Below are 22658 nucleotides of genomic sequence, written 5' to 3'. Positions count from 1 at the left end.
CGCGTCCCGGCGTCTTGTCCGGCACAGGCCCGAAGCCAAGGCGTCGTGGCACGGGCCCGCCGCCTACGCGTCGCGGCGGCGCAGGACGGTGTAGCCCGCCGCCAGCGCCGCCGCCGTCCAGGCCAGCAGCCAGGCCAGCCCCTCCCCCGCCGGGTACGGGACGGGCCCGCCGGTCAGGTTGTCCACGCTGCCCATGAACGCCAGCCCGGCGAACGTCGGCATGCGCAGCGAGGCGTCCAGCGCCGCCTGGCTCCCGGTCATCAGCAGCACCAGCGGCAGGCCCAGGAGCAGCATGAACACCACGGTCAGCGTGCCCGCCGCGCTGCGCATCGCGGCCCCGACGCCGAGCGTCATCACCGACACCAGGGCGAAGAACGCGCCCGCGCCCGCCACGTCCCGCACGACCTCGCCGAACGGCAGCACGACGACCCCGCCGAACGCGTCGGCCTGCAGCACCAGGTAGACCGCCGCCGTCGCCACCGCCCCAGACAGCACCCCGGCGGCGAACATCACCGGCGCCACCACCAGCGCCTTGGCGGCCAGCACCAGCCCGCGCACGGGCGTGGCCAGCAGGGTGACCCTGATGCCGCCGGAGGAGTACTCCGCCGTGATCGCCAGCATGGCCAGGGCGACCAGCGCGAACTGCACGAACGACGTGGCCGACACCACGGACTCGCTCGCCGTCACCCGCACGCCGGGAGCCCCGTCGCGCACCGCGTCGGTGGCGGCGGCCGCGGCCAGCGTCACGGCGGTCAGCACCATGAGCGCCGCCGCGCCGGCCAGGCACCACCACGTGGACCGGACCGACCACAACTTCCCCCACTCGGCCCACGCCGCCCGCCACAAGGTGCTCGTCACGCGCCCGCTCCCGTCGTCCCGTACTCCACGCTGCTCTCCGTCAGCTCCTGATAGGCCTGCTCCAGGGACGCCTCCCGGGCGCGCAGCCCGTGCAGCCTGATCCCGGCCTCGTGCGCCAGGTCGCCCACCCGCTCGACGGGCGCGCCGGTGGCGACGACCTCGTTCTCGGCGACGCGCTCGGCGGCGATCCCGGCGGCGCGCAGGCGTTCGGCCAGCTCCCCGGCGTGCGGGGTGCGTGCCAGCACGGCCGTCAGCGAGCTGCTCCCGATGACCTCGGCCAGGGGCGCGTCGGCGATCAGCCGGCCCTTGCCGATGACCACCAGGTGGTCGGCCGTGAGCTGCATCTCGCTCATCAGGTGGCTGGAGACGAACACCGTGCGGCCCTCGGCGGCCAGCGACCGCATGAGCTGCCGCACCCACCGCACACCGTCGGGGTCGAGCCCGTTGACGGGCTCGTCGAACAGCAGCACCTCCGGGTCGCCGAGCAGCGCGGCGGCGATGCCGAGCCGCTGGTTCATGCCGAGCGAGAGCGCCCCGGCGCGGCGGCCCGCCGCGCCGGCCATGCCGACGCTCTCCAGCACCTCGGCCACCCGCCGCACGGGGATCCCGTTGCTGCGGGCCAGCGCCGTCAGGTGTGCCCGCCCGCTGCGCCCGGGGTGCGGCGCCCGCGCGTCGAGCAGCGCGCCGACCGTCCGCAGCGGGTTCCTGATCCGGTGGTACGGCAGGCCGCCGATGAGCGCCGTGCCCGCCGAGGGCCGGTCCAGCCCGAGGACGAGCCGCATGGTGGTGGACTTCCCCGCGCCGTTGGGCCCGAGGAACCCGGTCACCGTGCCCGGCCTCAGCTCCAGCGACAGGTCGTCCACGGCCGTCCGGTCGCCGTACCGTTTGGTCAAACCGTCGAGACTGATCACGGGGTCAACGCTAGGCAGACGGGAAGCGGGCCACCATGGGGCTCGGCCGCCGACCTCGATGGCGGAAAACCGGAACAGACCAGGTGAGGGCGCCGGGCCGGCGGGGCGACCCCGCCCAAACAAGACGGTGCCGTTGCCCCCCGTTGACGTGCGGCTCACTACGGTTGCCGAGCATGACCGAAGACAAGAGCCGGAACCGGCGGCGGATCAGCATCGACGAGGCGGGCCTGGAGAAGCGCAGGTCCGCGATCCAGGCGCTCATGGAGCAGCCGCCGTCACCGGCGTCCGAGCAGGTGGGCGTCTTCGCCGAGGCGAACGCCCCGGGCGCGTCACAGGCCGACCTCGGCTGAGCCCGCCCGGCGCGGCCCCGGGTTCGGCAAAGCGGCGGCGCGGCGCGCCGCCGCTCCCGGGTCCGGGATGTCACGCTCGCCGGGAACGAGGAGCACCGCCATGAGCACAGCCATACAAGGGCCCGAGGCGCATCCTCTCCTGGTCAAGCTGCTCCAGGAGGGTTCCCCGGACACCATGACGTTCTGGGGCTACGTGGGCCCGCCGTACCAGGATGGATTCGTCACGCTGTATCCCAGCCTGGAGGATCTGAACTCGGCCCTCGACATCCCGCTGAGCGACGTCCTGCACATCGAGAACGTGCCCGAGAGCATCCTGCTCTTCGGCGCGAAGGTGTTGTGGGTACGCCGGGACGCCAAGGTCGTCCGCCGGCAGGCCGGCACGGCGGAGGCCTCGCTGACCTCGGAGGTCGCCGAGGACGCCGGGGAGATCCGGACGGGCCGGCTGCACCTGCGGGTCAAGACCGAGCGCGCCGACTGCCACAGCCCCTGCATGACCTGCCGGGACTGCAGCAGCGTGTGCCTCTCGTCCTGCCGCAGGAAGTCGACGCCGGAGTAGGGGAACCGCCATGATCACCGAAACCCCGCTCGCCGCGCTCGACCACCAGGCGCCCTACCTCCTCGAACGGCTCGTCAAGGAGCGCGTCGCCGCGACGGAGGAGGAGGCCGATGAGCTGTTCGCCGAGGCGAAGAAGTACCTGGTGCTCACGCAGGTCGACCGGTCGCGGATCTGGATGATGCACTCGACCCGCGTCGACGACGCCTGGCATCACTTCATCCTGTTCACCGGCCTGTACACCGAGTTCTGCCGCACCTACTTCGGCCGGTACGTCCACCACAGCCCGAGCAACGACCCCGGCGTGCGGGACGAGCCCGCCGAGGAGACCCCGGTGGCCACGTTCGCCGAGTTCCGCGACCGCTACGAGGAGCTCTTCGGCTGCCCGCTCCCCGACGTCTGGTACGACCATCGCACCGTCACGCTGACCCGCCGCGTGGTGAACGACAGCGCCGGGCTGCTCGCCACCCGCCGCGACGGGAACCAGGTCGAGCTGCTCTCCCCGTCGGGCGAACCGCTGGTGGGCGCCAACATGATCGCCGCACCCGCGCTGGAGTTCGTGGCCCGCACCGGCGCCTTCTACGTGCGGGAGCTGCCCGGCGGCCTGACCGGGGAGGAGCGGGTCGCCCTGGCCGAGGTGCTGGTCGAGCAGCGCGTCCTCAAGGTGAGCGGCTAGCGGCGGCGTGACCTACGCCTCCCTGCGGGCGGGGCGGGGGCCCAACGCGCTCGTCGTCGAGGCGCTGGGCGTGCTCGGCGGCGTCCGCGGTCGTGCGCTGGACATCGGCGCGGGCCCGCTCAACGACACCCGCTTCCTGCTGGAGCTGGGCTTCTCGGTCGAGGCCGTGGACACCGACCCCTGCACCCTCGCGTTGGCCGCGGCCTGGCGGCACCCGCGGCTGCGGGTCGTGCACGCCGACGTCCGTGACGTGCCGGTCGCGGCGGGGGCCTACTCGTTCATGGTCGCGATCCACGTCCTGCCCTTTTTGCCCAGGGCCGACGTCCGCCGGGTGGCGGCCGCGATGGCCGGCGGCCTGGCCGCGGGCGGCGTGCTGTGCTGCACGTTCTTCGGTCCCGAGGACGCCTGGGCGGGGCGGCCGGGGCGCACGTTCCTGCGCGCCCCCGAAGCCGGCGCGCTGTTCCCCGGGCTGGAGCCGGTCGTCCTGCGCGAGGACCGCTACGACGGAATCGACGCCAGGGACGAGCCCAAACACTGGCACGTGGTGCGCTGCGTCTTCCGCAGGCCCGCCGGGTCAGCCTGACGTCGCCAGGGTCAGGAAACCCTCCTCGACCAGGCGGCGTACCAGGGCGAGGCCGTCCTCCCCCGGCAGACCGGCCGCCGTGAAGGGCTCGCCGTCCGCCATGCGCAGGAAGGCCGCCTCGTGCCGGGCCGGCAGGCTGAGCCGTTTGCCGTGGAAGGCGAGGACCAGCGTGCCGGCGTCCCGCCTGCTCTCCCAGCGCAGGCCGGGGCGGCACCGGACGGCGGTGCCCGCGTCGAGGCGGGCCAGGCCCGCGAGGTCGAGCAGATGGCCGCCCAGCCGGTCGCCCTCGGCGAGCAACGCCATGTCCACCGCGTCGTCGGCCAGCCTCTCCGGGGTGAGGGCGGTTCCCAGGCGAGCGGTCAACTCCCGGATGCGCTCGCGTGCGGCGGCCCGGCCGCCGACCGTACGGGCGAAGCCGAAGGGCAGCGGCTCCTGGAAGACGGAGTCGGCGGAGACGGCCGCCTCGCACCCGGCCAGCAGCACGTCGGCCCAGGTCAGGGGATGGACGCCGACGCTCAGGTGCAGGGACGCGCCCTGCGCCGAGGCGGCCTCGTGCGGCAGGCCGCGCGGCAGGTAGAGCAGGTCCCCTTCGCCCAGGTCGAACTCGTGGCAGGCGTCCTCGTGGATCCGCCAGCGTTTGGCCCCGGCCACCTGCAGCACGAACACGTCGTGGGAGTCGCCGTGGACGCCGAAGCCGCGTGCCCGCGGCGGTGTGAGGTAGGCGTTGACCCGGCACTCCGCGCTGAACTCGCCCGCCAGCCGCCGGCACAGCTCCCGCAGCGGCGGCCACCGTTCGTGGACCGAGGGCAGGATCAGGGTCGAGCCGTCGCGGTAGCGGGCGTAGAGGTCCTCCAGCCCGGCCGCGCCGCCGTCGGCGTGGCCGTCGCGGACCACGCGCACGGCCCCGGCGTGCAGGCCGGAGCCGGACAGCAGCTCGTCGAAGCGGGCCAGCGAGAACAGCTCGCGGTAGTGGCCGCGCGACCGCCTGCGCAGCAGGAGATGCCGCCGCCCCTGGTGGTCCCGCAGGAACTCCTCGCGGGACACCGGGCCGAGCAGCCAGTCGGTGGCGGGCGTGACGTCCGCGCCGTCCCGCTCGTCGATCGTCATCTCCGGTGCGTACCCGTGGCGTCCGCGCGCCACGCCCCGGGCCGCGCGGCGGCGGCCCAGGAGGCCCAGGAGGCCCGGAAGGCCCGAGGGCGCGGTCAGTCGGTGCCGAGCTCCATGGCGGCGCGGTCGAGCAGTTCCTCGTCCTCGGAGACCTCGCCGCGCGAGGCGATGGCCTCGGCGCCGCCCTGCGGCATCGCGCCGATGAGGCCGGTCGAGGCCGCCTGGGCGGCGCCGATCAGCGCGGGGTGGGTGGTGCCCACCATGCCGAGCGTGGCGTACTGCTCCAGCTTGGCGCGCGAGTCGGCGATGTCCAGGTTGCGCATGGTGAGCTGGCCGATGCGGTCGACCGGGCCGAACGCGGAGTCTTCGGTGCGCTCCATCGACAGCTTGTCGGGGTGGTAGCTGAAGGCCGGGCCGGTGGTGTCGAGGATCGAGTAGTCCTCGCCGCGCCGCAGCCGCAGGGTGACCTCGCCGGTGATCGCCGTGCCGACCCAGCGCTGCAGCGACTCGCGCAGCATGAGCGCCTGCGGGTCAAGCCAGCGGCCCTCGTACATGAGCCGGCCGAGCCGCCGGCCCTCGTTGTGGTACGTGGCCAGGGTGTCCTCGTTGTGGACGGCGTTGACCAGGCGCTCGTAGGCGGCGTGCAGCAGCGCCATGCCGGGGGCCTCGTAGATGCCGCGGCTCTTGGCCTCGATGATGCGGTTCTCGATCTGGTCGGACATGCCCAGGCCGTGCCGGCCGCCGATCGCGTTGGCCTCCATGACCAGGTCGACCGGGGAGCCGAACTCCTTGCCGTTGATCGTGACCGGGCGGCCCTGGTCGAAGCCGATGGTGACGTCCTCGGGGAGGATCTCGACCTCGGGGTCCCAGAAGCGCACGCCCATGATCGGGTCGACGGTCTCGATGCCGGTGTCGAGGTGTTCGAGGGTCTTGGCCTCGTGGGTGGCGCCCCAGATGTTGGCGTCGGTCGAGTACGCCTTCTCGGTGCTGTCGCGGTAGGGCAGCCCGTGGGCGAGCAGCCACTCCGACATCTCCTTGCGCCCGCCGAGCTCGGTGACGAAGTCGGCGTCGAGCCACGGCTTGTAGATGCGCAGGTGGGGGTTGGCCAGCAGGCCGTAGCGGTAGAACCGCTCGATGTCGTTGCCCTTGAACGTGGAGCCGTCGCCCCAGATCTGCACCTCGTCCTCGAGCATGGCCCGCACCAGCAGGGTGCCGGTGACGGCCCGGCCGAGCGGCGTGGTGTTGAAGTACGCCCGGCCGCCCGAGCGGATGTGGAACGCGCCGCAGGTGAGTGCGGCCAGGCCCTCCTCGACCAGCGCGGCGCGGCAGTCGACCAGGCGTGCGAGCTCGGCCCCGTAGGCCAGCGCGCGGCTGGGCACCGAGGCGATGTCGGGCTCGTCGTACTGGCCGATGTCGGCGGTGTAGGTGCACGGGACGGCGCCCTTGTCGCGCATCCACGCGACGGCCACCGAGGTGTCGAGACCGCCTGAGAAGGCGATGCCGACCCGCTCGCCGGTGGGCAGGGAGGTGAGAACCTTGGACATAGAAGAAGATTATGCATCGCAACGCATGAACATGCAAAGCCACCCCCTCATCCGGGTGCGGGCCGCGATTCCCGGCGGAGGGTGGACAACCGGGCGGGGACGTGATCTGACGGAGTAAGGACCGCTGACGATCACGAACAGGAGCACCGGGACATGAGCGACAAGCCGCGACTGCACTCAGCCGGCCCCCACCACCTGGACCGCGCCCGCGACCTGCGCCCGCTGATCGAGAGCGAGGCGGCCGAGGCCGAAGCGCTGGGCAGGCTCACCGAGCCCGTCGTGACGGCCCTGCACGAGGCGGGGCTGTTCGACGTCTGGCTGCCCGCACCGCTGGGCGGCGCCGAGCTGTCGCCGCCGGAGCTGCTCGCCGTCTTCGAGGAGCTGTCCTACGCCGACCCCTCGACCGGCTGGGTGGTCATGGCCACCACCCTGGAGAACGGCACGGGCGGCGCCTACCTGGGCGACGAGGCCGTCGAGGACATCTTCCGGGGCCCCCGTACGCCGCTGTTCGCCGGGCAGGGCACCCGGCCGGGCACCGCCGTGCCCGAGGACGGCGGCTTCCGGCTGACCGGCCGGTGGAGCTTCGCCTCGGCCATGCCGCACGCCCGGTACGTGCACAGCCTGGGCGTCGTGGAGGGCACCGGCGAGGAACGCATCTTCATCACCCCGGTCGAGGACGCCAAGCTGCTCGGCAACTGGGACGTCCTGGGCCTGCGCGCCACGGGCAGCGTCGACTACGCCATCGACGGCGCCTTCGTGCCGGAGTCGCGGACGCACCCGTTCGCCCAGCGGGAGCCGCTGCGCGGCGGCGCGATCTACCGGCTCGGCCTGCTGGACCAGGCGCTGATCTGCCACTCCGCCTGGGCGCTCGGCGTCGGCCGCCGCCTGCTGGACGAGCTGGTCCGGCACGTCGCCGCCCGCGCGGGACGGCCGGGACAGCTCGCCGCCGGCGACACCTTCCACACCGGTCTCGCCCGCGCCGAGGCGGCCCATCGGGCGGCCCGCGCCCTGGTCCGCGAGACGTGGGACGACACCGCACGCACCCTGGACGCGGGCGGCCCGCTGTCCACCCGCCAGGAGACGATGGTGCGGCTCGCGCTCAACCACGCCACCTCGACGCTCACCGAGGTGGCCGGGTTCGCCTACACCTGGGGCGGCACGAGGGCGCTGCGCGACGGCCTGCTCCAGCGCCTGTTCCGGGACGCGCACGCCGGCGCCCAGCACATCACCTCGGGCCCGCAGGCGCTGCGCGAGTGCGGGCGCGAGCTGGCGGGGCTCGCGCCCGGCGAGGAGTGGGCGGTCTTCAGCCTGGAGCCCCGCCGCCCCTGAGGCCCGCCACCAGACGTCAGTGCCGCGAGATCAGTGCTGGCGGGAGACCTGGGCGGTGTGCAGGGCGTCCGCGGTGGCGATCTTGTGGTTGCGGGCCGCCTGCTCGATCACCTCCGCCTCGGCGTCGCCCTCGATCAGGCTCAGCAGATGGTCGTGCTCCTCCACCGACTTGCGCGCCCGCCCCGGCACGTACGTGAAGCTGGAGCGGCGCATGTGGTCGAGCCGGGCCCACTCCGACTCCAGCAGCGCGTTGAGGTGCTCGTCGGGACAGTGGCGGTAGAGCGAGAAGTGGAACTCGCGGTTGAGGGCGGTGAAGGAGGTGGGGTCGAACTCCTCCAGCGCCTCCTTCATCCGCTCGTTGATCTCCCGCGACTCCTGGATCTTGGCCGCGTCCATGTGCGGCGCGCAGATGGACGTGGCGTAGCCCTCCAGCCGGGCCAGCACGTTGAGGGTGTGCTCGACCTGCACCGAGTCGAAGACGGCGACCCGGGCGCCGATGTTGCGCACGACCTCGACCAGCCCGTCGGACTGCAGCCTGCGCACGGCCTCGCGCAGCGGGATCGTGCTGACGCCGGTCTCCCTGGCGAGCTGGTCCATGACCAGGCGGTAGCCGGGGCCGTACGTGCCGTCGAGGATGCGGGCCCGCAGGAGGTCGTAGCTGATCTCGGCCTTGGAGCCCTTGGGCCGCTTGGCCTGGGCCGGTTTTCTCGTGCTGCTCACCATCACCTCTGCAGGACCTTCACGATGGCGCCGCGCGGGCCCGCGCCCGCCGGCACTCCGACGTGACCGCCCGGAGCCCTCACCGGCCCCGCCCCCGGGGTCACCTCGACGATACGCTGGATGCCCGCTGTCATCCCATCATCTTGCCCGACGACGAGCGCGGACGACGCCTTTCGCGGCCACGCGCGCGCCGGGAAAGCCGCCCCCGTCAGCCCTTCCGGGCACAGGCGGCGCGCGGGCCCCGCGGACCGGCCCGCGACGGCCGGGACGCAAGGGTCGGATGGCTGCCTTCCCCCGCGGACGGCCCGTCCGCGCGGCCCGCCGGAGGGACGGAGGCAGGGCCACCGGGAGAACAGCCTCGCCACAGAACCTCCGTCTGTCCTATTTCACATATGATTTCAGATCTTATCGTACGCCGGCACGGGAAAGTCCACGACCACCTGACCGGTTCCGGTCGAGCCGAAATACGGGCACAACTGCTCCCCCCGTCCCTTGTACGACCGCCACCCCAGCACGCCGAACAACATCGCCGTGTCCGCCATCGCGCCCTCTCCCGTGCACCGCACGTTGTAGTCGGGCAACATGTCCAGGAACTCGCCGATGCGCCCTTCGGCCCACATGTCCAGGACGGCCATGTCGATCTTGCGGTTCAGCGGGCTGCTGACCTCGTTGAGCAGCGACTCGGCGCTCTCGTTGGAGGGGAAGGCGTGCGAGAGCGAGCCGCTGGCCAGGAACGCGACCCGGCGGTCACTCTGCCGGATGCCGCGCAGCAGCGCCTCGCCGATGCGCCGGTTCTCGTCGATCGAGGAGTAGACGTTGCAGCCGATCGGCAGCACCCGGATGGCGGAGTCCTCGTTCATGAAGTGCATCGGGACCAGCGTCGCGTACTCCAGGCCCAGGTCGCGGTAGGTGTGCACGAGCGCCTTCTGGCCCCCGGCGACGATCTCGGCGCGGATCAGCTCGGCCAGCACGGGATCGCCCGGGTAGTCGTAGTCCAGGTCGTGGATGAAGTGCGGCAGCTCGTGGCTGGCGTAGGAGTCGCGGTGGCGCTCCTTGCCGTTGAGGTGGAAGCCGATGCTGTTCATCCAGTGGGTGTCGGCGATCAGGAACGTGTCCACCTCCAGCTCGCGCGCCCGCCTGCCGATCTCGGTCAGGGCCAGCTCGGCGGGCCGGCGGATGCCGAAATGCCTGCCCGGCTGGATCGACAGCCAGATCGACGGCACATGCGTGATCTTGGCTGCCAGGACGAGCTCTCCCATCACACCCTCCCCAGGTGTGTCCAGACGCCCTTGACCTCGGTGTAGGCGTCGATGGCGTACGGGCCCATCTCCCTCCCCCACCCGCTGGCCTTGTAGCCGCCCCACGTGGTGGCGGCGTCCGGCACGTGGATCATGTTGATGAACACGGCTCCCGCCCTGATCCGGGCGGCCAGGCGGTGGGCGGTCGACAGGTCGTCGGTCCAGATGGAGGCGGCCAGGCCGTACTCCAGTCCGTTGGCGCGGCCGACGAGCTCCTCGGGGTCGTCGTAGGCCAGCACCGGGATGACGGGTCCGAACACCTCCTCGCGGGCCACGGCCATGGTGTCGGTCACCTCGGCGAACACGGTCGGCCGGTAGAAGAAGCCGGGGCCGTCGGCGCGCCTGCCGCCGGTGACGAGTTGCGCGCCATCGTACAGCGCGCCGCGGACGTGGGTGTCCACGGCCATCAGGTGGTCCTCGCTGATCAGCGGGCCGAGGTCGGTGGCCGGGTCGAGGCCCGGTCCGACCTTGAGCGCCTCGGCCGCGGCGGCCATCTTCGAGGTGAACTCGTCGGCCCGCTTGCGGTCCACGTAGAAGCGCGAATACGCGGCGCAGACCTGGCCGCTGTTGAACAGCGCGCCCTGGACGTTGCCCGCCACGGCGGCGTCGATGTCGGCGTCGGCGGCGATGATGCTGGGGGCCTTGCCGCCGAGCTCCAGCGTCAGGCGCTTGAGGTTGCCCGCGCTGGCGTGCACGAGCGAGCGGCCGACGGCGGTCGAGCCGGTGAAGGAGACCTTGTCCACGCCCGCGTGCCCGGCCAGGGCCGCGCCGGTCTCCGGGCCGCCGGTCAGCAGGTTGACCACGCCGGGCGGGAAGCCCGCGAGCCCCATCAGCTCCACCAGCCGGACGGTGGTCAGCGGGGTCTGCTCGGCGGGCTTGACGATCACGGTGTTGCCGCAGGCCAGGGCGGGGGCGAGCTTCCAGGCGGCGATCATCAGCGGGAAGTTCCACGGGGTGATGAGCGCGCACACGCCGACGGGCTCGCGCCGGGTGTAGTGCAGGGTGTCGGGGTACGAGACCGGCAACACCGAGCCCTCGATTTTCGTACACCATCCTGCGAAATATCGGAAATGTTCGGCGGTGCCGGGGACCGTCACGTTCCGCGCCACCGCCAGCGGCTGGCCGTTGTCCCTGGTCTCCAGCTCGGCCAGCTCGTCGGCGTGCTCCTCCACCAGGTCGGCCACCCTCCACAGCAGCCGGGCGCGGGCGGTGGCGGGCATCTCGGCCCAGGCCGGGTCGTCGAGCGCGGCCCTGGCCGCCGCCACCGCGCGGTCCACGTCGGCCGGGCCCGCCTCGGCGCACTCGGTGATGACGGTGGCCTCGGCCGGGTCCAGCGTGGCGAACGTCGCGCCGTCCGCGGCCGGGCCCCAGGCGCCGCCGATGTACAGGCCGGTCATGAGCCGATCTCCTCTCGCACCATGTCCGCGCACCGCTCGCCGATCATGATGGCGGGCGCGTTCGTGTTCCCTGACGTGACGGCGGGCATCACCGAGGCGTCGGCGACGCGCAGCCCGTCGATGCCGTGGACTCTGAGCCGCTGGTCCACGACGGTTCCCATGGCGCAGGTCCCGACCTGATGGTGGTAGGTCACCAAGGTCCTCTCTATGTGCTCGGACAGTTCACGATCACCGGGGTAGAGCTCCGGTCCCGCCCATTCCCGCAGGGCGGCGGCGTGGGCCAGCTCCCGGCACAGCCCGACGGCCGCGCGCATGCACGCGCGGTCGGCGGCCGTGTCCAGGTAGGCGGGGTCGATGTGCAGCGGCGCGTCGGGATCGGCCGAGGTCAGCGCCAGGTGGCCCCTGCTCTCGGGACGGACGATCCCGGCCATGAGGGTGAAGGCGTCCGGCGGGCCGGTCATGCCCTCGTCGTACAGGGGGACGTGGAAGAACAGCGGCTGCACGTCGGGACCGGGCAGGCCGGGGCGGCTGCGCCAGAAGAGCTGGCTGTGCATCGGCTGGAGGCCGGGCAGCGCGGGCGGCACGGGACGGCGGGCGGCCACGATCACCGGGACGAGCGCGTGGTCGTGCAGGTTGCGTCCCACGCCGGGCAGGTCCTCCACCGCTTTGACGCCGTGCCGGCGCAGTTCGGCGGCGTCGCCGAGGCCGCTCAGCAGGAGCAGGCGCGGCGACTCGACGGTCCCGGCGCTGAGCACGACCTGGCGGGCGGCCCCGACCTGGTGCAGCCTGCCGTCCTGGGTGTACTCGACGCCGACGCACCGCCGGCCGCGCAGGAGCAGCCGCCGGGCGCGGGCCCGGGTGCGGATCTCCAGGACGGGCCGGTCACAGCGCGGGCGCAGGTAGGCGTCGGCCGTGCTGTGCCGGCGGCCGTGCCTGATCGTGAGCTGGCAGAACCCGGCGCCGTCGGGACGGCCGCCGTTGCAGTCGGGGTTGAACGGCATGCCCTGCTCCACGGCGGCGGCCACGATGGCCGCGTTGACCTGGTGCGGCGCGTAGTCGGCGATCACCCGTACGGGCCCGCCCACGCCGTGGTGGTCATCGGCCCCCCGGTCGAAGTCCTCCAGCCGCCTGAAGTACGGCAGCACCTCGGGGTACGACCAGCCGGGCCCCCAGGCGTCGTAGTCGGCCGGCGCGCCCCTGACGAAGATCATGCCGTTGAGCGAGGACGAGCCGCCCAGGACCTTCCCGCGCGGCCAGTGCGGACGCCGCCCGCCGAGCCGCCGCTGCGGCGCCACGCGGTAGTCGTAGTCCTCCGGTCCGCCCCACAGCCGGAACACCCCGCCGGGGTCGTGGATGTCGGGGTTGACGTCGGGGCCGCCCGCCTCCAGCAGCAGCACGCGCAGTGCGTCGTCGTCGGCCAGCCGGCGGGCCACCGCGGCGCCCGCCGAGCCCGCGCCGACCACGACGACGTCAAAGGTCTCCATCGCCCTCTCCCAGATAAGCCGACCCCAGCCGTCCGCGCAGCTCGTCCGGTGTGCCGCGCAGGACGATCCGGCCCCGGTCCAGCACGTGGACGCGGGTGGCCAGCTCCAGGGCGAGCCGGGTGTACTGCTCGATGAGCAGCACTCCGGCGCCGGCTTCGGCGAGCGCGGCCAGGGCGGGGACGAGCCTGGACACCACGGCGGGCGCCAGGCCGAAGGACAGCTCGTCCACCAGCAGGTAGCGCGGCCCGCCGGCGATGGCCTGGGCCAGGGCGAGCATCTGCTGCTGGCCGCCGGACAGCGTGCCGGCCCGCCGGTCGCGCAGCTCGTCCAGCTCGGGGAAGGCGGCCAGGGCCGGCACGGGGTCGGGGCCGGCCAGGCGCAGGTTGTCGGCCACGCTCAGCGAGCGCAGCACCCGGTGCCCCTCGGGGACGGCGGCGACGCCCAGCGCCCGGACGCGTTCGGGGCGCAGGCCGGTCAGCTCGTCCCCGTCGGCGCTCACGCCGCCCGACTCGACCGGCAGCAGCCCGGCCACGGCGAGCACGAGCGTGCTCTTGCCCGCGCCGTTCGCGCCGAGCAGCGCGGTGATCTCGCCGGGCGGCACGTCGAGCGCCACGTCGTGCAGCACCTCGCGCCCGGCCCTGCGCACGCGCAGGTCGCGCACCTCCAGGCTCACGGCGCCTCCCCCAGGTACGCGGCACGCACCCGCTCGTCGGCCAGCACCTCCGCGGTCGGGCCGGCGGCGACCAGGCGGCCGAAGTCCAGCACGGCCGTGGTCGCGCAGACCTCGCCGACCAGGGCCACGTCGTGCTCGATGAGCACCACGAGCGCGCCGAACCGGTCCGGCACGGCCGTCACCACCTCGGCCAGCGACCTCGACTCGGCCTCCGACAGCCCGGCGGCCGGCTCGTCCAGCAGCACGATCCTGGGCGTGCCGACCAGGGCGCGGGCCAGTTCCAGCCGCCGCCGCTCCGGCAGCGTCAGCTCGCCCGCCGGGCGTCCCGGGTCGCGCAGGCCGCAGAAGGCGAGCAGGCCCTCGTCCGGGCCGCCCAGGTGGTCGGCGGCCAGGCGCAGGTTGCCCGCCGCGCTCAGCTCGGCGACCACCTGCTCCTGCTGGAACGTGCGGCGCAGCCCCCACCGGGCCCTGCGGTGCGGCGCGAGCGCCAGCAGGTCCGCGCCGCCGGCGGTGACGCGCCCGGAGACCGGCCGCACGAAGCCGGACAGCACGTTGAACAGGGTGGTCTTGCCCGCGCCGTTGGGCCCGATGAGGCCGCACAGCCCGGACTCGAAGGTCAGGGTGACGCCGTCCAGCGGGCGCACGCCGCCGAACCGCACGCGCAGGTCCTCGATCTCCAGCCTCATGCGGGCCGCCGCAGGTCCTCTAGCATCCCGCCGATGCCGCGCGGCGCGGTGACCAGGGCGTGCACGGTGCCCGCGCCGAACACGACGAGCATGAGGTTGCCGTCGAGCCCGGCGGCGTCGAGGGCGGCCGGGACGACCTGGCCGACCACGCCGGACAGGACCACGCCGGTCAGCCCGTACGCGCCGCCGACCAGGACGACGGCGAACAGCAGCACCGAGTCCGAGGCCCGGAACGAGATCGGGTCCAGCCGCCCGGTGTTGGCGGCCAGCAGCGCCCCCGCGGTGCCGGTGACGAACGCCGCCAGCGCGAACGCCCACACCTTGTACCTGGTCAGGGCCACGCCGACGGCCAGCGCGCCGGCCTCGCCGCTCCTGATCGCCGCCCACGCCCGGCCCGGCCGTCCGCGCTGGTGCAGCACGACCAGGACGAGCGCGAGCACGGCGCACAGGACCGCGAACCGGAAGAAGCCGGTGTCGGAGGACGCCATCGAGGGCCGCGGCATGGCCTGCTGCGTCCCGCTGCCCGCGACCCGGCCGAGGAACCCGGGGCCGCCGTCGGGGAACCCGGTCGCCGAGAACGCCACCTGGAACGCCCCTCCGGCCATGAGCGTCACCAGGGCCAGGTCCACGCCGGACAGGCGCAGCGCGGGCAGCCCGTACACGATGCCGACCAGGCACGTCACCGCCCCGGCCGCAAGCACGACCACCGGGAACGGCCACCCGGTGGCGAAGGCCAGCCGCAGCGCCACCCAGCCGCCGACGCCGAGCAGCGCCACCTGGCCGAGCGAGACCAGGCCGAGCCGCGCGTACAGCAGGGCGATGCCGGCGGCGGGGATCACGAAGATGACCGCGGAGGTGAGCACCCGCACCCAGTAGCCGTCCACGACCAGGGGCACCAGCACCGCCAGCAACGCCGCCCCGGCGGCCAGCCCGAGCACCACGCGCAGCACCGAGCGGACGTCGCCGGGCGGCAGCGGCCGGGCCCGGGCCGACAGCGCGGGTTCGGCCGCGCGTACCTCGACCGTGCCGCCCCGCCTGGCCCTCGCCCTCCCGCGCTGCAACCACAGGATCGCCACGACGGCCACCGCGAACGGCGCCACCGACCGGTACGGCGCGGTCTGCTCCCACGCCCCGCCCAGGGCCTCGGCCAGCCCGATCGCCAGCCCGGCCGCCAGCGTGACCGGCAGCGACCTGAACCGGCCCACCACGCCGGCCGACAGCGACGCGATCACCAGGAAGGTCAGAGTGCCCGCCTCCAGCCGGGTGAGCGACCCGAGCACCAGCCCGGTGAGCCCGGCCACCGCGCCGCCCGCCACCCAGGTGACGGTCTCGACCCGGCGGATGCGCACGCCGAGCAGCGCGCTGATCTCGCGGTCGTCGGCCAGCGCGCGCATGGCGGTGCCGAAGGCGGTCCGGCGCAGCAGCACGGCGGTCCCGCCGGTCAGCGCCACGGCCAGGACCAGGGCGAGCGCCTGGGTGAGCGTGACCCGCGAGCCGCCCACGTCGAACCCGGCCGTGTCGGTCGGCAGGGTGAGCGTGCGCGGGTCGTCGCTCCACGTCCAGTAGCACAGGCCGAGCAGCACGAGCGCGAAGCCGAGCGTGCAGACCGCCTTGACCAGCGGGTCGCGGGCGGCGACGAGCGGGCCGACCAGGCCGCCGTACAGGCCGGACAGCAGCGCCGACAGCAGCGGCGCGGCCATCAGGGCGGGCGCGACCGACCAGCCGTCCTGGAGGAGTTGCCAGGACAGCAGCGCGCCGATCGCGCCGATCGCGCCGTAGGCCAGGTTGAGCACGCCGGTGGCGCGGTAGAGCACGACGATGCCCACCCCCGACAGGGCGTAGACGGCGCCGAGGGCGAGCCCGCTGATGACGAACGGCAACATCAGCCGGTCAGCCCCGACTGTTTCTCCTCCCGCAGGAGCGGCGCGAGGTCGGGGTCCTGGGTCGGGGTGCAGTCCTTGACCTTGGACCAGCCGCCGCCCTTCATCGTGACGTAGCGGGTGTCGTGGTTGGCGTTGTGGCGGGCGGCGCGGCCGAAGTACCAGGGGGCGCAGAGCAGGTCGCTGCGGTAGCCCTTGATCTCCGACAAGGCCCGGCTCACCGAGGCGCGGTCGATCGTGCCGCCGGCCTTGGCCAGGGTGTCGACGAAGATCTTGGCGGCCAGGAAGCCGCCCTGGGCGAAGGAGTCGCGGGGGGCCTTGTCGTCGGCGTACTCGTCCATGACCCGGCGCCACAGCTTGTTGTCCGGGGTGCCGGCGTCGAGCAGGGTGAACTCGGAGTTGGACACGAAACCCTCCCAGTAGGAGCCGACCTGGCCGGGGAAGGTGGTGTCGTAGCAGGGCGTCAGGCAGACGAAGGTGACCTTGTCCTTGAGCCCCTGCGCCTGGGCGGCCTTGAGGATGGCGGCGTCGTCGGGGGCGGGGTCCTGGAGGATGATGGCGTCCGGGCGGCCCCGCATGGCTTCGAGCAGCACGGCGGTGGCGTCCTTGATGCCGGGGTCGTGCAGCACGTCGCCGGCTGAGGTCAGGCCCTTGGTCCTGAGGTAGGCGCGCACGCCGTCCTGGGTCCAGTCGCCGACGCCCGGCACCCGGTTGCTGATCTGGGCGACCCTTCTGGCACCCTTGACCTCGACGGCGTACTGGGCGGCGGCCACGGCGCTGACCCTCGGTCCGGCGTTGACCGGGGCGATGCGCGGCGACTCGAAGCACGCCCTGGGCACGCCGACCGCGAGCACGTCGAACAGCCCGTTCTGCTCCCAGATCGGGCCGGACACGCCGCAGGCCACGAAGCTGGAGCCGCCCACCAGGGCGACCAGGTCCCGGTTGCCGGCCAGCTTGGTGGCCAGGGCCGAGGCCTTCTGCGGGTTGAGGCCGTCGTCCTCGACCAGGTACTCGACCGGCCGGCCGCCGATGCCGCCGCCGGCGTTGACGCAGTCGAAGTACGCCTTGGCCGCCTTGGTGGCCGAGCTGAAGTCGATGCCGCCGCTCGCGGTGACGATCGCGCCGACGGTGATCGGAGTCCCGGTGGCGGGCGCGCCCGTGCCGCAGGCCGTTCTGGCGGCGCCTCCGTCCTGGCCCGTCCCGCAGGCGGAGACCACCAGAGCCATGGCGGCCGCCCACCACACCAGGCGTCGTGGACATCGCATTCGCACCCCTCCTCGAAGCGCCGTGCGTCCTGCCCCGATGGACAAATCATGTACGACATCAGATATTTCTGTCCATAGGTTCCCCATGTATCATCGACGATGTCCTATACGATTTGACGGGTTGCGAGGGGCCTACTGCTGGGCCTTCCACCTGGGAAATCATCGTGGCGGGGCGGAGGAGTGCCATGAGCTGGCAGGCCGGCCGCATGTCCGACAGGGGATCGATCGCACCCGTGGCCGGGGAGCCGCCGTCCCAGTGCAAGGAGATCTCCCGTTGAACCTTGAGCACTACATCGACGGGGCCCACGTGCCCAGCGTGTCCGGCGAGACCTTCACCTCGCTCGAACCCGCGACCAACCGCCCCGCGCTGACCGTCGCCTCAGGGGACGCCGAGGACGTCGGCCTCGCCGTGCGCGCCGCGCTCAAGGCGTTCACCGACGGGCCGTGGCCGCGCATGACGGGCGAGGAGCGGGCGGCGGTGCTGCGCGGGATCGCGGCGGCCATCGAGTCACGCGACGAGCGCATCGCCGAGCTGGAGTGCGGCGACACCGGCCTGCCCATCACCCAGGCCAGGGGCCAGGCCCGCCGCGCGGCGCACAACTTCCGCTTCTTCGCCGACGTCATCAGCAACCTGGGCGAGGACGTCTACCGCGTCGGCTCGGCCCAGCTCAACTACGTCGTGCGCAAGCCGGTCGGCGTGGCCGGGCTGATCACGCCGTGGAACACGCCGTTCATGCTGGAGACCTGGAAGCTGGCCCCCGCGCTGGCGGCCGGCTGCCCGGTGGTGCTCAAACCGGCCGAGTGGTCGCCGCTGTCGGCCAGCCTGCTGCCGGAGATCATGGAGGAGGCCGGGCTGCCCGCGGGCGTGTTCAACCTCGTCCACGGCATCGGCGAGCGGGCCGGGGCGGCGCTGGTGGCCCATCCCGACGTGCCGGTGATCTCCTTCACCGGCGAGACCGCCACCGGGCAGGCCATCATGCGCGACGCCGCCACCGGCCTGAAGACGCTCTCCATGGAGCTGGGCGGCAAGTCGCCGCTGCTCGTCTTCGACGACGCCGACCTGGAACGGGCGCTCGACGCGGCCGTCTTCGGCGTCTTCTCGCTCAACGGCGAGCGCTGCACGGCCAGCTCGCGGGTGCTCGTCCAGGACACCGTCTACGAGGAGTTCGTGGCCCGGCTCGCCGAGCGCGCCGCGCGGGTCCGCGTCGGACCGCCGCACGACCTGGCGACCGAACTGGGCGCGCTCATCCATCCCGAGCACTACGAGCGGGTCATGTCGTACGTGCGGGCCGGCGTCGAGGAGGGCGCCCGCCTGGTGGCCGGCGGCGGCCGCCCGGACGGTCTGCCCGAGGGCAACTTCCTGGCCGCCACGGTCTTCGCCGACGTGACGCCCGCCATGCGGATCTTCCAGGAGGAGATCTTCGGCCCGGTCGTCTGCGTCACCCCCTTCTCCACCGAGAAGGAGGCCCTGGAGCTGGCCAACGCCACCCGGTACGGCCTGGCCGCCTACGTGTGGACCAGCGACCTGCGCCGCGCCCACCGCCTGGCCCGGTCCGTCGAGGCCGGCATGCTCTGGATCAACTCCCAGAACATCCGCGACCTGCGCACGCCCTTCGGCGGCGTGAAGGCCAGCGGGCTCGGCCGGGAGGGCGGCCGGTACAGCATCGACGTCTACACCGAGGCGCACATCGTGCACGTCGCCACCGAGGACCTGCCGATCCCCCGTTTCGGCCTCGGCTGAACCCGTCCCGCACTGTGCGCCCAGGCGTAACGTCCGGGGCGCCGGCGCCCACCGGCCCGAGCACACGCTGCCGTCCTACGAGGCGGCCATCGCGATGGGCGCCGACTACATCGAACCCGACCTGGTCTCCACCAAGGACCACGTGCTGGTCGCCCGGCACGAGAACGAGATCTCCGGCACGACCGACGTGGCCGCCCACCCCGAGTTCGCCGGCCGGCGCGCCACCAAGACCGTGGACGGCCGGCCGGTCACCGGCTGGTTCACCGAGGACGGCGGCCTGCGCGAGGTGGCCCGGTACGCCGCCGGGATCGGCGTGGACACCCGCCGCGTGGTCCCGGTGGACGCCGCGGGCGCGACGCTGCCCCCGACCACGCTGGTCCAGGACGCCCACCGCAGGCGGCTCGACGTGCACGTGTGGACGATCCGCAACGAGAACTCCCAGCTCCCGGCCTGACCGGACCGCCCCCTCGGACACACCCGAGCGGCGGGCCCCGCCCGGGGACCCGCCGCTCGCGCACGCGACCAGGGTGCCGCCACGTGCGCCGTCCAGGCGCGCGGCCGGGGTGGCGTCAGGTGCGGCGCCAGCGGGACTCGCCGAAGCAGTAGCCCGCGAACAGCAGCAGCCCGAGCGCCACCACCGCGAGCAGCCACGGCCCCGCCGGCGTGTCGGCGAAGCGCCGCAGGGTGGCGTCGATGCCGCCCGCCTTGTCGGGGTCGAAGGTGAGCGCCGCGTAGCCGACGAAGACGCCGGCGCCGCCGGTGATCACGCCGCGGGCGATGTAGCCGGCCTGCCCGAGCCGTTCCATCACCTTGCGGGCCTTGGGCGACATGCGCCCGAGGTCGAGCTCGCGCTCGAACTTCTTGGTGGCGCCCTCGTAGATCCAGTAGATGCCGAGGGCGACGATGCCGAGCCCGATCAGGCCGACGATGACCTGGCCGCCGGGCAGGTCGAGCAGCTTGCTCGTCAGGTTCTGCGACTGCTTGTCGTCGGACTTGGCCTGGCCGGCCAGCAGCACGCTCAGCAGGGTCACGCAGATCAGGGCGTACACGCCGGTGCGGAAGCCCGACTGGGCCCGGTCGGTGGCCTTGCGGTGGCTGAACAGCGCCTCCGACGCCTGCCACAGCGCCAGCCCGGCGAAGCCGGCCGTCATGATCCACAACAGCACCTGGCCGAAGGGCAGTCCGGCGATGGTGGTGATGGCGCCCGACTTGTCGGCCTGACGCGAGCCGTCACCGAAAGCGATCTGCAACGCCAGCACGCCGATCAGCGCGTACAGCACGCCGCGGCAGGCCAGGCCCACGCGGGCCAGCGTGGTCATCGCCGGGCTGTCGGCCGCTCTGCGGGCCGCGTCCTTGGCTTCGCGGCCCGCGTCCATGGCCCCGCGGCCCGCGCTATGTGCGGTGCTCACCGTTCCTCCTGGGGGTTTGCGTAAGAACTCCCCTTTGCCCAGGAACTGGCGGCCTAGGCGTCGATGATCAGTCGAAGGCGAGGGTGGGCAGGTCAACGGCGGTCGCGCCGCCGTCGGCCACGACGACGCTGCCGGTCATGACGGCACTGTCGGACGAGGCGAGGAACAGGCAGATCGCGGCGATCTCGTCGGCGGTGGCCGGACGGCGCAGCGGCACGTCCTTGGTGACCAGCTCGTACGCCGCGTCGCGGGTGATGCCGTCCCGGCCGACCAGCACGTCCATCTCCTCGTCGGCCATCGGCGTGCGGACCCAGCCGGGGCACAGGCAGTTGGCCCGGACGCCCTGGGGCCCGTAGTCGCGGGCGATCGAGCGGGTCAGGCCGATGAGCGCGTGTTTCGTAGTGACATATCCGGAAACGGCCGGGCCGGCGGCCAGGCCCGCGATCGACGACACGACGACGATCGCCCCCTTCGACCGCACCAGCGCCGGCAGCGCCTCCCGGCAGGTCACGAAGCAGGTGTTGAGGTTGGCGTCGAGGCTGAGCCGCCAGGACGCGTCGTCGGTCTCGCCGACCGGCCCTCCCCCGTGGCCGCCCGCGTTGGCCACCAGCACGTCGAGCCCGCCGAAGCGGCCCAGGCACGCCTCGACCGCCTCCCGCGCCTGGACGGTGTCGGACATGTCCGCGCAGGCCACGGCCGCCGCGTCGCCCAGGTCCGCGGCCACCTCGGCCAGCGGCCCGGGACGGCGGCCGGTCAGCATCACCGAGGCACCCTCGGCGGCGAACCTGCGGGCGGTCGCCGCGCCGATGCCGGTGCCCGCCCCGGTGATCAGCGCGACCTTTCCCTTGAGCCTCATCGCCTACTCCTTTACAACGGGAAGCTATATGATTTCATAGACGAATTCGTGGAGGAAGGAGCCCGTTCATGACCGATCGCCCTGCCGGTTGGAAGAACATGGACGATTTCGCGCCCGGGATCGCCACGAACCGCCTTCCGGCCACCTACGCGCTCGCGGGCACCGAGGTGGACCTCACCTTCGACGACGGCAGCAAGACGTCCCTGGCCTTCGCGAGCCGTTACAAGGTGCACGCCGACGGCGGGCCCGCCGAGGCGTACGAGGCCGTGGCCATGCGCGAGGACCTGTTCTACGTCGGCCGCGCCCACACCGGGCGGCCCCGCGAGTACACGGTCACCGTCCTGCACACGACCACGGGCCGGGCGCTGCGCGTCGTCTCGGTCATCGCGCCCGAGCCGGTGCCGGGGCAGCCGCGGGTGTCGCAGACGTTCACGCCCGGCGTGATCGAGGGCCGGGAGGTCACCGGCGAGCCGCCCGCGCCGACCCGCGAGCTGATCGGCCGGCGGGCCCTGTACCGCTACAGCCCCGAGCACCTCTACGAGCACGTCTACCTCAGCTCCGAGCGCTACGCCTGGCAGTGCCTGGCCGGCGCGCAGCGTGGCCACGGCGACGTCGACCTGGCCACCGCCTGGAAGATCGCCGACGACCTGTACGTGTTCACCTTCCGGGAGTTCCGCATCCCGGTGGCGGCCACCTGGCTCTACGACTGGACCGCCCTGCGCACCGTCGGCACGTTCTTCGGCCTGTCGGGCGAGGGCGAGATCCACCACTCCCCCGGCGGCGCGTACATCGAGCCGCTGGGTCAGGTCACCTATCCGGCCGGTGAGGAACCGGTCTGAGGAGAAACACAGATGAGCGACAATCTCGACGCCGTACGCGCCTCCTACGCGGCCTCGGCGGCCGGCGACGTGAACGGCATCGTGTCCCTGCTGGGCCCGCAGGCCCGGTGGACGGAGATGGCCGGCTTCCCGTACGGGGGCACGTACGTGGGGCCGGAGCAGGTGCTGTCGGAGGTGTTCGCCAAGCTGGGCAGCGAGTGGGACGGCTACCAGGCCGAGCCGGAGGAGTTCGTCGACGGCGGCGACGTGGTCGTGGCGATCGGCCACTACAGCGGCACCTACCGGGCCACCGGCAAGTCGATGAAGGTGCGCTTCACCCACGTCTGGCACCTGGAGGACGGCGTGGCCACCCGCTTCGAGCAGTTCACCGACACCGCCCTGGTGCGGGAGGCGCTGGCCCCGTGATCCCGTCGCGCGGGGCGCGGGGGGGGCGGGCGCCGCCCGGCCCCCCCCCGGCGCGGGCCCCCCCCCCCCCCGGCGCGGGTTTCCGTAAGCGACT

At 73.3% G+C, this 22658-nt stretch carries 22 protein-coding genes and 1 pseudogene; 9 read left to right on the top strand and 14 right to left on the bottom strand.

Annotation, left to right across the window (positions count from 1 at the left end; all coding sequences use genetic code 11):
• Positions 1-63 precede the first annotated feature (63 nt).
• On the bottom strand, positions 64-858 hold the full coding sequence (locus tag ABZ815_RS43960; protein WP_357707611.1) for an ABC transporter permease: 795 nt from the start codon (positions 856-858) through the stop codon (positions 64-66).
• The gene (locus ABZ815_RS43955) at positions 855-1769 is read right to left on the bottom strand and encodes an ATP-binding cassette domain-containing protein (protein WP_357707610.1); all 915 of its coding nucleotides are present in this window, start codon (positions 1767-1769) and stop codon (positions 855-857) included. The genes ABZ815_RS43960 and ABZ815_RS43955 overlap by 4 nt, the downstream gene beginning before the upstream one ends.
• A gap of 173 nt (positions 1770-1942) precedes the next feature.
• Here ABZ815_RS43955 and ABZ815_RS43950 point away from each other — a divergent pair, with 173 nt between their 5' ends.
• The 4 genes from ABZ815_RS43950 to ABZ815_RS43935 all read left to right on the top strand — a co-directional run bounded on the left by ABZ815_RS43950 (position 1943) and on the right by ABZ815_RS43935 (position 3931).
• Positions 1943-2119 carry a hypothetical protein gene (locus ABZ815_RS43950; RefSeq protein WP_357707609.1) on the top strand — a complete coding sequence of 59 codons (177 nt, stop codon included), beginning with the start codon at positions 1943-1945 and terminating at the stop codon, positions 2117-2119.
• A gap of 100 nt (positions 2120-2219) precedes the next feature.
• Complete coding sequence (locus ABZ815_RS43945; RefSeq protein ID WP_357707607.1) at positions 2220-2675, top strand: hypothetical protein; 456 nt, start codon at positions 2220-2222, stop codon at positions 2673-2675.
• A gap of 10 nt (positions 2676-2685) precedes the next feature.
• Positions 2686-3348 carry a hypothetical protein gene (locus tag ABZ815_RS43940; RefSeq protein ID WP_357707606.1) on the top strand — a complete coding sequence of 221 codons (663 nt, stop codon included), beginning with the start codon at positions 2686-2688 and terminating at the stop codon, positions 3346-3348.
• Between the two features lie 7 nt (positions 3349-3355).
• Positions 3356-3931, top strand: a complete 576-nt coding sequence (locus ABZ815_RS43935; protein ID WP_357707604.1) for a class I SAM-dependent methyltransferase — start codon at positions 3356-3358, stop codon at positions 3929-3931.
• Here ABZ815_RS43935 and ABZ815_RS43930 read toward each other — a convergent pair.
• Positions 3923-5038 carry a cupin domain-containing protein gene (locus tag ABZ815_RS43930; protein ID WP_357707603.1) on the bottom strand — a complete coding sequence of 372 codons (1116 nt, stop codon included), beginning with the start codon at positions 5036-5038 and terminating at the stop codon, positions 3923-3925. The two genes, ABZ815_RS43935 and ABZ815_RS43930, sit on opposite strands and share 9 nt — an antisense overlap.
• Before the next feature lie 95 nt (positions 5039-5133).
• Positions 5134-6582 (bottom strand): argininosuccinate synthase, encoded by a 1449-nt coding sequence (argG, locus tag ABZ815_RS43925; protein WP_357707601.1) that lies wholly within the window; start codon positions 6580-6582, stop codon positions 5134-5136.
• Positions 6583-6735: 153 nt separating this feature from the next.
• Between argG and ABZ815_RS43920 the strand changes: the two genes are divergently transcribed.
• Positions 6736-7911, top strand: a complete 1176-nt coding sequence (locus ABZ815_RS43920) for an acyl-CoA dehydrogenase family protein (RefSeq protein WP_357707599.1) — start codon at positions 6736-6738, stop codon at positions 7909-7911.
• Positions 7912-7941: 30 nt separating this feature from the next.
• On the opposite strand, the gene ABZ815_RS43915 is transcribed toward ABZ815_RS43920, so the two are convergent.
• From ABZ815_RS43915 to ABZ815_RS43880, 8 genes are all read right to left on the bottom strand, one after another.
• Positions 7942-8631: a GntR family transcriptional regulator gene (locus ABZ815_RS43915; protein WP_357707598.1), complete on the bottom strand. Its 690-nt coding sequence runs from the start codon at positions 8629-8631 to the stop codon at positions 7942-7944.
• A gap of 398 nt (positions 8632-9029) precedes the next feature.
• Positions 9030-9890, bottom strand: coding sequence for a 3,4-dihydroxyphenylacetate 2,3-dioxygenase (hpaD, locus tag ABZ815_RS43910; protein ID WP_357707597.1), 861 nt, complete (start codon positions 9888-9890; stop codon positions 9030-9032).
• Complete coding sequence (locus ABZ815_RS43905) at positions 9890-11326, bottom strand: aldehyde dehydrogenase family protein (RefSeq protein WP_357707596.1); 1437 nt, start codon at positions 11324-11326, stop codon at positions 9890-9892. The genes hpaD and ABZ815_RS43905 overlap by 1 nt, the downstream gene beginning before the upstream one ends.
• Positions 11323-12810 carry a GMC family oxidoreductase N-terminal domain-containing protein gene (locus ABZ815_RS43900; protein WP_357707594.1) on the bottom strand — a complete coding sequence of 496 codons (1488 nt, stop codon included), beginning with the start codon at positions 12808-12810 and terminating at the stop codon, positions 11323-11325. Before ABZ815_RS43900 ends, ABZ815_RS43905 begins: the two co-directional genes overlap by 4 nt.
• Positions 12797-13483 (bottom strand): ATP-binding cassette domain-containing protein, encoded by a 687-nt coding sequence (locus ABZ815_RS43895; RefSeq protein WP_357707593.1) that lies wholly within the window; start codon positions 13481-13483, stop codon positions 12797-12799. The genes ABZ815_RS43900 and ABZ815_RS43895 overlap by 14 nt, the downstream gene beginning before the upstream one ends.
• Complete coding sequence (locus ABZ815_RS43890) at positions 13480-14169, bottom strand: ATP-binding cassette domain-containing protein (RefSeq protein ID WP_357707592.1); 690 nt, start codon at positions 14167-14169, stop codon at positions 13480-13482. Before ABZ815_RS43890 ends, ABZ815_RS43895 begins: the two co-directional genes overlap by 4 nt.
• Entirely contained in the window at positions 14166-16052 is a 1887-nt protein-coding gene (locus ABZ815_RS43885) for an ABC transporter permease (protein WP_357707590.1), read from the bottom strand. Before ABZ815_RS43885 ends, ABZ815_RS43890 begins: the two co-directional genes overlap by 4 nt.
• Positions 16052-17314: an ABC transporter substrate-binding protein gene (locus tag ABZ815_RS43880; RefSeq protein WP_357707588.1), complete on the bottom strand. Its 1263-nt coding sequence runs from the start codon at positions 17312-17314 to the stop codon at positions 16052-16054. Before ABZ815_RS43880 ends, ABZ815_RS43885 begins: the two co-directional genes overlap by 1 nt.
• A 274-nt stretch (positions 17315-17588) precedes the next feature.
• On the opposite strand from ABZ815_RS43880, the gene hpaE reads away from it, so the two are divergent.
• Both hpaE and ABZ815_RS43870 read left to right on the top strand, forming a co-directional pair.
• Complete coding sequence (gene hpaE / locus ABZ815_RS43875) at positions 17589-19055, top strand: 5-carboxymethyl-2-hydroxymuconate semialdehyde dehydrogenase (RefSeq protein WP_357707585.1); 1467 nt, start codon at positions 17589-17591, stop codon at positions 19053-19055.
• Between the two features lie 46 nt (positions 19056-19101).
• A pseudogene (locus tag ABZ815_RS43870) lies at positions 19102-19509 on the top strand (glycerophosphodiester phosphodiesterase family protein); the annotation flags it as partial.
• A 115-nt stretch (positions 19510-19624) separates the two neighbouring features.
• Here the strand turns inward: ABZ815_RS43870 and ABZ815_RS43865 are convergent.
• Positions 19625-20464, bottom strand: a complete 840-nt coding sequence (locus tag ABZ815_RS43865; RefSeq protein ID WP_357707584.1) for a DUF1206 domain-containing protein — start codon at positions 20462-20464, stop codon at positions 19625-19627.
• 67 nt (positions 20465-20531) lie between these two features.
• Positions 20532-21320, bottom strand: coding sequence for an SDR family NAD(P)-dependent oxidoreductase (locus tag ABZ815_RS43860; protein ID WP_357707581.1), 789 nt, complete (start codon positions 21318-21320; stop codon positions 20532-20534).
• Between the two features lie 68 nt (positions 21321-21388).
• On the opposite strand from ABZ815_RS43860, the gene ABZ815_RS43855 reads away from it, so the two are divergent.
• Both ABZ815_RS43855 and ABZ815_RS43850 read left to right on the top strand, forming a co-directional pair.
• Positions 21389-22159 carry a MoaF C-terminal domain-containing protein gene (locus ABZ815_RS43855; protein WP_357707578.1) on the top strand — a complete coding sequence of 257 codons (771 nt, stop codon included), beginning with the start codon at positions 21389-21391 and terminating at the stop codon, positions 22157-22159.
• Positions 22160-22171: 12 nt separating this feature from the next.
• On the top strand, positions 22172-22564 hold the full coding sequence (locus ABZ815_RS43850; RefSeq protein ID WP_357707576.1) for a nuclear transport factor 2 family protein: 393 nt from the start codon (positions 22172-22174) through the stop codon (positions 22562-22564).
• The last annotated feature ends 94 nt before the right edge of the window (positions 22565-22658 follow it).

Origin of the sequence: Nonomuraea sp. NPDC047529 (genome assembly GCF_040642995.1) — a bacterium.
Classification (GTDB): Bacteria; Actinomycetota; Actinomycetes; order Streptosporangiales; family Streptosporangiaceae; genus Nonomuraea.
Note: the sequence above shows the minus strand (reverse complement) of the source record. Positions and strands in the feature narration are given on the sequence as shown.

What these genes read in the sequence shown, in the direction of transcription:
- ABZ815_RS43950 (WP_357707609.1), top strand. Translation starts at nt 1,943, where the DNA reads ATGACCGAAGACAAGAGCCGGAACCGGCGGCGGATCAGCATCGACGAG.
- ABZ815_RS43945 (WP_357707607.1), top strand. Translation starts at nt 2,220, where the DNA reads ATGAGCACAGCCATACAAGGGCCCGAGGCGCATCCTCTCCTGGTCAAG.
- ABZ815_RS43940 (WP_357707606.1), top strand. Translation starts at nt 2,686, where the DNA reads ATGATCACCGAAACCCCGCTCGCCGCGCTCGACCACCAGGCGCCCTAC.
- ABZ815_RS43930 (WP_357707603.1), bottom strand. Translation starts at nt 5,038, where the DNA reads ATGACGATCGACGAGCGGGACGGCGCGGACGTCACGCCCGCCACCGAC.
- argG (WP_357707601.1), bottom strand. Translation starts at nt 6,582, where the DNA reads ATGTCCAAGGTTCTCACCTCCCTGCCCACCGGCGAGCGGGTCGGCATC.
- ABZ815_RS43920 (WP_357707599.1), top strand. Translation starts at nt 6,736, where the DNA reads ATGAGCGACAAGCCGCGACTGCACTCAGCCGGCCCCCACCACCTGGAC.
- hpaD (WP_357707597.1), bottom strand. Translation starts at nt 9,890, where the DNA reads ATGGGAGAGCTCGTCCTGGCAGCCAAGATCACGCATGTGCCGTCGATC.
- ABZ815_RS43905 (WP_357707596.1), bottom strand. Translation starts at nt 11,326, where the DNA reads ATGACCGGCCTGTACATCGGCGGCGCCTGGGGCCCGGCCGCGGACGGC.
- ABZ815_RS43900 (WP_357707594.1), bottom strand. Translation starts at nt 12,810, where the DNA reads ATGGAGACCTTTGACGTCGTCGTGGTCGGCGCGGGCTCGGCGGGCGCC.
- ABZ815_RS43890 (WP_357707592.1), bottom strand. Translation starts at nt 14,169, where the DNA reads ATGAGGCTGGAGATCGAGGACCTGCGCGTGCGGTTCGGCGGCGTGCGC.
- ABZ815_RS43885 (WP_357707590.1), bottom strand. Translation starts at nt 16,052, where the DNA reads ATGTTGCCGTTCGTCATCAGCGGGCTCGCCCTCGGCGCCGTCTACGCC.
- ABZ815_RS43880 (WP_357707588.1), bottom strand. Translation starts at nt 17,314, where the DNA reads ATGCGATGTCCACGACGCCTGGTGTGGTGGGCGGCCGCCATGGCTCTG.
- ABZ815_RS43860 (WP_357707581.1), bottom strand. Translation starts at nt 21,320, where the DNA reads ATGAGGCTCAAGGGAAAGGTCGCGCTGATCACCGGGGCGGGCACCGGC.
- ABZ815_RS43855 (WP_357707578.1), top strand. Translation starts at nt 21,389, where the DNA reads ATGACCGATCGCCCTGCCGGTTGGAAGAACATGGACGATTTCGCGCCC.
- ABZ815_RS43850 (WP_357707576.1), top strand. Translation starts at nt 22,172, where the DNA reads ATGAGCGACAATCTCGACGCCGTACGCGCCTCCTACGCGGCCTCGGCG.